This window comes from Salmonella sp. 741265050_HSA (assembly GCF_046569445.1).
GTDB classification, from domain to species: domain Bacteria; phylum Pseudomonadota; class Gammaproteobacteria; order Enterobacterales; family Enterobacteriaceae; genus Salmonella; species Salmonella enterica.
This window is the reverse complement of the sequence record NZ_JBKFSV010000001.1, coordinates 1,100,813-1,109,697: the sequence shown is the minus strand read 5'-3', so window position 1 is coordinate 1,109,697 and position 8,885 is coordinate 1,100,813. Positions and strand designations below refer to the sequence as shown.

Sequence of the window (8,885 nt, the reverse complement as noted above, 5' to 3'; positions counted from 1 at the left end):
GCAAATGTCAGATCGTATGCGCCTGTTAGGGCGCGGCTGGTAAGAGAGCCTTACAGGCGCATCAGAAAAACCTCCGGCTATGCCGGAGGATATTTATTTATCTCTATTCTTATTGATTTATCGCTTTTGCTTAATATTAACTTAATAATCTGTGTTTATCGTAATGAAGATAATCTGAATTGTTTTCGTCTGCGTTGCACTTTATATACTCAGGCGTTAAAACTTTAATATCTTATCAGGATGCGAAATACATCATGATTCATAATTAAGTTAATTCTGAGAGCGAATAATGAAAATCACGATATCCGGGACGGGTTATGTTGGCTTGTCTAATGGTTTGCTTATTGCACAACATCATGATGTGGTGGCGTTAGACATTGTTCCTTCCCGTGTTGAACTGTTAAATGATCGGATATCTCCGATTGTTGATAAAGAAATTCAGCAATTTTTAAAGGAAGATAACATCAGATTCAGGGCAACGCTGGATAAGTTTGATGCGTACCAGAATGCAGATTACGTCATCATTGCTACGCCTACGGATTACGATCCCAAAACCAACTATTTTAATACGTCCAGTGTGGAATCGGTCATTCAGGATGTGATCAGCATCAACCCCGCAGCCGTGATGATTATTAAGTCTACGGTGCCGGTTGGCTTCACGGCGGCAATGCGTCAGAAGTTTGCGACAGAAAATATCATTTTCTCTCCGGAGTTTTTACGTGAGGGTAAAGCCCTTTACGATAACCTTTATCCCTCCCGTATCGTGATTGGGGAACAGTCTGAGCGCGCCAGAGAATTTGCCGCATTACTCCAGGAAGGCGCTATTAAACAGGAGATTCCAACGCTGTTTACGGACTCCACTGAGGCGGAAGCTATTAAACTTTTCGCCAATACTTATCTCGCTATGCGAGTCGCTTATTTTAATGAATTAGACAGCTATGCTGAAACGTTAGGATTAAATACCCGACAAATTATTGAAGGGGTGTGCCTCGACCCGCGTATTGGCAATCATTATAATAATCCCTCTTTTGGTTATGGCGGATATTGTTTGCCAAAAGATACCAAACAGTTGCTGGCTAATTATCAGTCGGTGCCTAATAATATTATCTCCGCTATCGTTGAAGCAAACCGTACGCGTAAAGATTTTATTGCCGACGCTATCCTCGCCAGAAAGCCTAAAGTGGTGGGCATTTATCGCCTGATTATGAAGAGTGGCTCCGATAACTTCCGCGCCTCATCGATTCAGGGGATTATGAAGCGCATTAAAGCGAAAGGCGTAGAGGTCATCATCTATGAGCCGGTAATGGAAGAAGATACTTTCTTTAACTCACGTCTTGAACGTGATTTGCACTGCTTTAAACAGCAGGCGGATGTCATTATTTCCAACAGGATGGCGGCAGAGCTTTTGGATGTTGCTGAAAAAGTGTATACCCGCGATCTTTTCGGTAGTGATTAATAAGGCAATCGGGGCTGATGAGTCCCGATGATTTATTGACCATATGGAAATAATGTCTGATTTTTATCATTAATCCTATGGCATATATTTGCTTTATGACTACACTGTCTCCAGCTTCATCCTTTTTTTAGTTAGGGTATCTATGACAGTGGATAGTAATACGTCTTCCGGGCGTGGGAACGATCCGGAACAGATTGATTTGATTGAGTTATTGCTACAGTTATGGCGTGGGAAGATGACCATTATTGTAGCCGTTATTATCGCCATTTTGCTGGCCGTAGGCTACCTGATGATAGCCAAAGAAAAATGGACATCCACGGCGATTATTACCCAACCTGATGCCGCGCAGGTTGCCACCTATACCAATGCGCTCAACGTCTTGTATGGCGGGAATGCCCCCAAAATCTCTGAAGTGCAGGCGAATTTTATAAGCCGCTTTAGCTCTGCGTTTTCCGCATTATCGGAAGCGCTGGATAATCAGAAAGAGCGGGAAAAGCTCACCATTGAACAGTCGGTAAAGGGGCAGGCACTGCCACTCTCGGTTTCTTATGTGAGTACTACCGCTGAAGGGGCGCAGCGTCGGCTGGCGGAATATATCCAACAGGTGGATGAAGAGGTCGCTAAGGAACTGGAAGTTGACCTGAAAGATAACATCACGCTGCAAACCAAAACGTTGCAGGAGTCCCTTGAGACGCAGGAAGTTGTGGCGCAGGAACAAAAAGATCTGCGTATTAAGCAAATCGAAGAAGCGTTGCGCTATGCGGATGAGGCCAAAATCACGCAGCCGCAGATTCAGCAAACCCAGGATGTTACCCAGGACACGATGTTCCTGTTGGGGAGCGATGCGCTAAAATCGATGATACAGAACGAAGCGACGCGTCCACTGGTCTTTTCTCCGGCCTATTACCAGACGAAGCAGACACTGCTGGACATTAAAAATCTGAAAGTGACTGCCGATACGGTGCACGTCTATCGTTATGTGATGAAGCCGACGCTGCCGGTCCGTCGCGATAGCCCGAAAAAAGCCATTACCCTTGTGCTGGCTGTATTGCTGGGTGGGATGATCGGTGCCGGGATTGTGCTGGGGCGCAATGCGCTACATAGCTATAAGCCAAAAGCCTTGTAAGCTTCTTTGCCGGATGGTGGTCGGCTTCGAAAGGTAAAATTTCTCATTAAAAAACCGGGCATTGCCCGGTTTTTTTACGCTTATTGATGACGCTTACGAAGATTGTCGATCACGGTGGTGAGGTTGAGATCCTGATCCTGCAACAGCACCAGCAGGTGGTACATCAAATCAGACGCTTCATTGGTTAATTCAAAACGATCATTGACGGTGGCCGCCAGCGCGGTTTCTACACCTTCTTCGCCAACTTTTTGCGCAATACGTTTGGTACCGCTGGCGTACAGTTTCGCCGTGTAAGAGCTGGCCGGATCGGCGGTTTTGCGCTCTGCCAGTAGCTGCTCCAGTTGATACAGGAATAACCATTGATGGCTGGCGTCGCCAAAGCAGCTGCTGGTACCTTTGTGGCAGGTCGGCCCGACAGGATTTGCCAGCACCAGCAGTGTATCGTTGTCGCAATCCGGCGCAATGCTGACGACATTCAGCACATGGCCTGAGGTTTCGCCTTTGGTCCATAAACGCTGTTTCGTGCGTGAGAAGAACGTGACATGGCCGGATTCAATGGTTTTGTCCAGCGCTTGTGGGTTCATATAGCCCAGCATCAATACTTCGCCGGATACCGCATGTTGCACGATGGCTGGCATCAGGCCATCGGTTTTTTCCCAGTCCAGCTCGCGGCGTTGTTGCTCTGTTAACATATCCTGATCTCCACGCCCTGGCCTGCCAGGTACGCTTTTAATTCGCCAATATTGATGATTTGCTTGTGAAAAACGGAGGCGGCAAGCGCGCCGTCGACATCGGCATCACGGAATGCCTCAAGAAAGTGTTCCATCGTGCCCGCGCCGCCGGAGGCGATTAGCGGCACGCGGCAAACGTCACGGACTTTTTTCAACTGCGTCAGATCATAACCGTTACGCACGCCGTCCTGGTTCATCATATTCAGGACGATTTCCCCCGCGCCGCGCTGTTGTACCTCTTGCACCCAGTCCAGCGTCTCCCACTGCGTCACGCGGGTACGGTTTTCATCGCCGGTATACTGGTTAACATGGTATTTCCCCGTGGCGTCGTCAAACCAGGTATCAATCCCGACGACAATGCACTGTACGCCAAAACGGTCAGCCAGACGGGTAATTAGCGTTGGGTCAGCCAGTGCAGGGGAGTTGATAGAGATCTTATCCGCCCCGAAAGAAAGAATTTTGGCGGCGTCGTCAATTGACCGGATACCGCCCGCTACACAAAACGGAATGTCGATCACCTCGGCAACGCGCGCCACCCAGCTTTTATCGACTACGCGGCCATCGCTGGAGGCGGTAATGTCATAGAACACCAGTTCGTCCGCGCCTTCATCGGCATAGCGTTTGGCCAGCGGAACGATATCGCCAATGATCTCATGGTTGCGAAACTGTACGCCTTTCACCACCTGACCATCACGAACATCCAGACACGGAATTATACGTTTTGCCAGCATTGGATGGCCTCCTTAACGGTAAATTTCCCTTCTAACAGAGCGCGTCCGACAATCACGCCGCGCACGCCGGTGCCGCGCAGGGCGGCAATATCATCGATATCGCCAATACCGCCGGAGGATTGAAAGGCGATCTGCGGATATCTGGCGCATACTTCTTCGTACAGCGAAACGTTAGAGCCCGCCAGCGTGCCGTCGCGAGAAATATCGGTACACAGTACATGTTTCAGGCCGACGGGGAGATAGGTCTCCACCAGTTGTTCCAGCGAGACGCCGGAATTTTCCTGCCAGCCGCTAACCGCCACCTGCTTGTTGCCGTGTTCGTCTATGCGAACGTCCAGCGCCAGCACCAGCGCCTGCGCGCCAAAACGTTCAAACCAGCCTTTCACCACGTCAGGGGATTTCACCGCCGTTGAACCGATGACCACACGGGCAACGCCAGCTTTCAGTAACGCCGCAACGTCTTCTTCGGTACGCACGCCGCCGCCGACCTGAACAGGCACGTTCACGCCCGCGACCAGGGTTTTAATCAACGGTATCTGCCGCTTCGCCGGATCTTTAGCGCCGGTCAGATCTACCAGATGCAGCACCCCGGCGCCCTGGGCGGCGTAATCCTGCAAACGGGGCAGGGGATCGTTACCGTAATCCCGCTGGCGGGCGTAGTCGCCCTGATGGAGACGCACCACGGTGCCGTCAATTAAATCTAATGCCGGAATAATCATTACATCTCCAGGAAGTTTTTCAGCAACTGAGCACCCGCCGCGCCCGAACGTTCTGGGTGGAACTGTACGCCGAAGAAATTATCTTTCTGTACCGCCGCGGTGAATGGCTCGCCGTAATTGCACTGGGCGATAGTCCACGGGTTGACCGGCATCGCGTAGCTGTGCACAAAGTAAAAATAGGCGCCATCTTCAATGCCCTGAAACAGTCGGTTGCCCGCCTGCGGATACACGCGATTCCAGCCCATGTGCGGCAGCGGCAGACCAAAGTCGGTCATTTTCGGCACGTCTTGCTCGATAATGTTCAGCAGATCCACGCCGCGCGTCTCTTCGCTGCGACGACCCAGCAGTTGCATCCCTAAGCAGATACCCAGTACCGGCTGAGTACACGCTTTAATTAAGTCGATCAGTTCACGTTCGCGCAGTTGATCCATAGCGGCCTGCGCCGTGCCGACGCCGGGCAGAAAGAGTTTGTCAGCGCGTAATACGATTTCCGCTTCGCGGCTGAGCACCGGGGTGTAACCGTGGCGCGCCACGGCGGATTTTACCGAGCTTAAATTGGCGCAGCCGGTGTCAAGGATGACGACGTTCATCACAGCACTCCTTTCGAGGACGGTAATGTATCGCCCTCCACGCGAATAGCCTGGCGTAGCGTTCGACCAAAGGCTTTAAACAAACTTTCGACACGGTGGTGATCGTTCTTACCCTTAGTCTTGAGATGCAGAGTGACGCCCATCGTGTAAGAGAGTGAGCGGAAAAAGTGTTCAATCATCTCTGTGCTCAAATCGCCCACACGCTGGTAGGTAAATTCAGCTTTATATTCCAGATGCGGACGACCGGAAATATCCAGCGCGCAGCGCGCCAGACATTCATCCATCGGCAGTACAAAGCCAAAACGGCAGATACCGCGTTTGTCGCCGAGTGCCAGTTTTAACGCCTCACCGAGCGCCAGTCCGGTATCTTCTACCGTATGGTGATCGTCGATATAGAGATCGCCCTTAACGGTAATCTCCATACGAAAGCCGCCGTGGGTGGCGATTTGATCGAGCATATGGTCAAAGAAGCCGACGCCGGTATTAATCTTGCTGTTGCCTTCGCGATCCAGCCAGACGCTGACATCAATCTGTGTCTCTTTGGTGTTGCGGATCACATGCGCATAGCGATCGCGTTTCGTTAGCTGTTCGCCAATCATCGTCCAGTTCAGCGTTTCACGGTGATAGCGTAAACCAGTAATGCCCATATTATCAGCGAGCTGGATATCGGTCGCACGATCGCCGATCACATAGCTGTTGGCGCTATCCATCGCTTGTTCCGCAAGATAACGCTCCACCAGCTTCACTTTGGGCTTGCGGCAGTCGCAGTCGTCTGCGGGCAGGTGAGGGCAGATCAGCACCTCATCAAAGCGTACGCCCTGAGAGGTGAAAATCTGCATCATCAGGTTGTGCGGTCCGTCGAAGTCCGTCTGCGGGAAGCTTTGCGTGCCAAGCCCATCCTGGTTAGTGATCATCACCAGCTTAAAACCGGCTTTTTGCAGCTTCAGCAATACGGGAATCACCTCTGGCTCAAAGGCCAGTTTATCAAAGCGGTCTACCTGAAAATCGCTCGGCGGTTCGGAAATCAAGGTTCCGTCCCGGTCGATGAAAAGATACTTCTGACTCATACTGGCTCCGCACGTAAGGCGTCAATGACGCGCTGGTTTTCCTGGCGGGTGCCGACCGTAATCCGCAGGCAGCCGCTTAAAGAAGGTTGTTTATTCTGATCGCGTAAGATAATGCCCTGATCCCATAAGGATTTAAACACGCTGCTGGAGGCGGTAAACCGCGCCAGAATATAGTTGGTTTCAGAGTCAAAGACGTGTTCTACGCAGGCGGTCTGTTGCAGGGCATTCACCAGATACTGACGTTCCTGCACTGTCTGCGCCACGCGATCGCGCATTGCGTTTATTCCCTGCGGACTCAGCGTCTGGGCGGCGATATCCGCCACTGGCGTAGAAAGCGGATAAGGGGCGATCACTTTTAACAGCAGGTTGATCACCTCTTCATTAGCCAGCGTAAAGCCGCAGCGCAGACCCGCCAGCGCAAAAGCTTTCGACAATGTGCGCAGGATAACCAGATGAGGATATTCAACCAGCCAGCCTGTCAGCGTGGCCTGTGGGCAAAACTCAATATAAGCTTCGTCGGCGACGACTATCGCTTTACCGCGTGTCAACTCCAGCAGCGTGCGCAGATCCTGCGGGTTGATAAGTTGCCCGGTGGGGTTATTGGGGCTACAAACGAATACCACTTTTGTTCCGTCAAGGTTGTCGGAAATCCCCTGTAGATCCAGCTGCCAGTTTTCAAGCGCGGGAACCGTCCGGCGCTCTACGCCAATGGTTTCGGCGCTGACGCTGTACATACCGTAAGTGGGCGGACAGTAGAGAATGGCGTCTTTTCCCGGTTCGCAGAAGGCGCGGATCACCAGTTCGATCCCTTCATCCGCGCCGCGGCTGACCAGCACCTGCTCCGGCTTTACGCCAGCATATTGCGCGTAGTTTTCAATCACGGCCTTTGGCTGGCATTCCGGGTAGCGGTTAAGCGTTTGTTGGGTGAGCTGAAACTCCACCGCTGTCGGGAATTCATTCGCGTTCAGCCAGACATCGCCGTTACCGCCCAGACGGCGGGCGGACTGATACGGTACCAGGTTGCGGACATTTTCACGGGCTAAGTCAGCGACGCTGAGAGTATTTTCAGTGCTCATGCTTGCTCCTTGAGGGCGTTTACGCGCAGGGTCACGGCATTTTTATGGGCGGTCAGACGTTCTGCCGCCGCCAATGTTTCAATGGTTGATGCCAGAGCGGAAAAGCCCGCTTTCGACAGTTCCTGAACGGTCATCCGTTTCTGGAAATCCGCTAACCCAAGGCTGGAACAGGTAGCAGTATAGCCATAGGTCGGTAAGACATGGTTGGTTCCGGAAGCGTAATCACCGGCCGATTCCGGCGACCAGTCGCCGAGAAATACCGAGCCTGCGCTGGTAATCGCATCCACCAAATCGCGCGCATTGCGCGTCTGGATGATTAAGTGTTCCGGCCCATACTGATTAGAGATGGCGACGCACTGCGCTAAATCTTTGGTCACAATCAGACGACTGGCGCTCAGGGCCTGCCGGGCGGTGTCCGCGCGCGGCAGTTCCGCCAGTTGACGTTCTACCGCCTCCGCCACCTTGCGGGCAATGTCAGCATCAGGCGTCAGCAGGATCACCTGCGAATCCGGACCGTGCTCAGCCTGGGAGAGCAGGTCAGAAGCGACGAAATCCGGTGTTGCGCCGCTGTCGGCGATCACCAGTACTTCAGACGGCCCGGCAGGCATATCGATAGCCGCGCCGTCGAGGCGCTGGCTGACCTGACGCTTGGCTTCGGTTACAAAGGCGTTGCCGGGGCCAAAAATTTTATCCACTTTCGGTACGGACTCGCTGCCGAAGGCCAGAGCGGCAATCGCCTGCGCGCCGCCGACGTTAAAGATTTCCTGCACGCCACACAGTTGCGCCGCATAGAGGATTTCATCAGCGATGGGCGGCGGCGAGCACAGAACCACGTTCTGACATCCCGCAATGCGCGCCGGCGTCGCCAGCATCAGCACCGTTGAGAAGAGCGGAGCCGAGCCGCCGGGAATATACAGACCGACAGACGCGACGGGACGCGTAACCTGCTGGCAACGCACGCCTGGCTGGGTTTCCACATCTACAGGCGGTAGCGTCTGCGCGGAATGGAACGTTTCAATATTTTTGACGGCAGCGGCCATCGCCTGTTTTAATTCGTCGCTCAGACGCGCGCCGGCGGCGGCGATCTCTTCAGGGGTAATGCGTAGCGCTGTCACTTCTGTTTTATCAAATTTAGCGCTGTATTCACGCAGGGCATCGTCACCGCGTGTTTTTACATTATCCAGAATATCGCTGACCGTCCGGGTAATACTGTCAGAGGCGGAAATCGCCGGACGCGTCAGCAGCGCACGCTGCTGTTCAGGGCTACAGCTGTTCCAGTCAATCAGGGTATTGAAGCTCATGGTCTTTACTCCATCACAGGGTTCCGCCTTATCCGGCCTACTGAACCCAAAATATCAACGCATTACGTAGGCCTGATAAGCGCAGCGC

10 protein-coding genes are annotated in these 8,885 nt (G+C 52.7%); 3 read left to right on the top strand and 7 right to left on the bottom strand.

The genetic code is table 11. The features are described 5' to 3' along the window. The 3 genes from ACLD4F_RS05725 to wzzB all read left to right on the top strand — a co-directional run. A partial coding sequence (locus tag ACLD4F_RS05725) for a hypothetical protein (RefSeq protein WP_411010714.1) occupies positions 1-228 on the top strand: 228 nt, incomplete at its 5' end. A 61-nt stretch (positions 229-289) separates the two neighbouring features. Next, positions 290-1,456 carry a UDP-glucose 6-dehydrogenase gene (ugd, locus tag ACLD4F_RS05720; RefSeq protein ID WP_000704825.1) on the top strand — a complete coding sequence of 389 codons (1,167 nt, stop codon included), beginning with the start codon at positions 290-292 and terminating at the stop codon, positions 1,454-1,456. Between the two features lie 142 nt (positions 1,457-1,598). After that, complete coding sequence (gene wzzB, locus ACLD4F_RS05715) at positions 1,599-2,582, top strand: LPS O-antigen chain length determinant protein WzzB (RefSeq protein WP_023218927.1); 984 nt, start codon at positions 1,599-1,601, stop codon at positions 2,580-2,582. A gap of 80 nt (positions 2,583-2,662) precedes the next feature. On the opposite strand, the gene hisIE is transcribed toward wzzB, so the two are convergent. The 7 genes from hisIE to hisD are packed head-to-tail and all read right to left on the bottom strand — an operon-like array spanning position 2,663 to position 8,797. Next, the gene (gene hisIE / locus ACLD4F_RS05710) at positions 2,663-3,274 is read right to left on the bottom strand and encodes a bifunctional phosphoribosyl-AMP cyclohydrolase/phosphoribosyl-ATP diphosphatase HisIE (protein WP_000954846.1); all 612 of its coding nucleotides are present in this window, start codon (positions 3,272-3,274) and stop codon (positions 2,663-2,665) included. Beyond that, positions 3,268-4,044, bottom strand: coding sequence for an imidazole glycerol phosphate synthase subunit HisF (gene hisF / locus ACLD4F_RS05705; RefSeq protein ID WP_000880125.1), 777 nt, complete (start codon positions 4,042-4,044; stop codon positions 3,268-3,270). Before hisF ends, hisIE begins: the two co-directional genes overlap by 7 nt. Further along, a complete protein-coding gene (gene hisA, locus ACLD4F_RS05700) occupies positions 4,026-4,763 on the bottom strand; it encodes a 1-(5-phosphoribosyl)-5-[(5-phosphoribosylamino)methylideneamino]imidazole-4-carboxamide isomerase (protein ID WP_000586406.1) in 738 nt (245 codons plus the stop codon). The genes hisF and hisA overlap by 19 nt, the downstream gene beginning before the upstream one ends. Continuing rightward, positions 4,763-5,353, bottom strand: coding sequence for an imidazole glycerol phosphate synthase subunit HisH (gene hisH, locus ACLD4F_RS05695; RefSeq protein ID WP_411010713.1), 591 nt, complete (start codon positions 5,351-5,353; stop codon positions 4,763-4,765). The genes hisA and hisH overlap by 1 nt, the downstream gene beginning before the upstream one ends. Further along, positions 5,353-6,420: a bifunctional histidinol-phosphatase/imidazoleglycerol-phosphate dehydratase HisB gene (gene hisB, locus ACLD4F_RS05690; protein WP_411010712.1), complete on the bottom strand. Its 1,068-nt coding sequence runs from the start codon at positions 6,418-6,420 to the stop codon at positions 5,353-5,355. Before hisB ends, hisH begins: the two co-directional genes overlap by 1 nt. Beyond that, entirely contained in the window at positions 6,417-7,496 is a 1,080-nt protein-coding gene (gene hisC, locus ACLD4F_RS05685; protein ID WP_079981527.1) for a histidinol-phosphate transaminase, read from the bottom strand. The genes hisB and hisC overlap by 4 nt, the downstream gene beginning before the upstream one ends. Then, complete coding sequence (hisD, locus tag ACLD4F_RS05680) at positions 7,493-8,797, bottom strand: histidinol dehydrogenase (protein ID WP_000009613.1); 1,305 nt, start codon at positions 8,795-8,797, stop codon at positions 7,493-7,495. The genes hisC and hisD overlap by 4 nt, the downstream gene beginning before the upstream one ends. Positions 8,798-8,885: the final 88 nt, after the last annotated feature.

Bases quoted from the DNA above. Each gene is read 5' to 3' on its own strand.
- ugd (WP_000704825.1), top strand. From the start codon at position 290: ATGAAAATCACGATATCCGGGACGGGTTATGTTGGCTTGTCTAATGGT.
- wzzB (WP_023218927.1), top strand. From the start codon at position 1,599: ATGACAGTGGATAGTAATACGTCTTCCGGGCGTGGGAACGATCCGGAA.
- hisIE (WP_000954846.1), bottom strand. From the start codon at position 3,274: ATGTTAACAGAGCAACAACGCCGCGAGCTGGACTGGGAAAAAACCGAT.
- hisF (WP_000880125.1), bottom strand. From the start codon at position 4,044: ATGCTGGCAAAACGTATAATTCCGTGTCTGGATGTTCGTGATGGTCAG.
- hisA (WP_000586406.1), bottom strand. From the start codon at position 4,763: ATGATTATTCCGGCATTAGATTTAATTGACGGCACCGTGGTGCGTCTC.
- hisH (WP_411010713.1), bottom strand. From the start codon at position 5,353: ATGAACGTCGTCATCCTTGACACCGGCTGCGCCAATTTAAGCTCGGTA.
- hisB (WP_411010712.1), bottom strand. From the start codon at position 6,420: ATGAGTCAGAAGTATCTTTTCATCGACCGGGACGGAACCTTGATTTCC.
- hisC (WP_079981527.1), bottom strand. From the start codon at position 7,496: ATGAGCACTGAAAATACTCTCAGCGTCGCTGACTTAGCCCGTGAAAAT.
- hisD (WP_000009613.1), bottom strand. From the start codon at position 8,797: ATGAGCTTCAATACCCTGATTGACTGGAACAGCTGTAGCCCTGAACAG.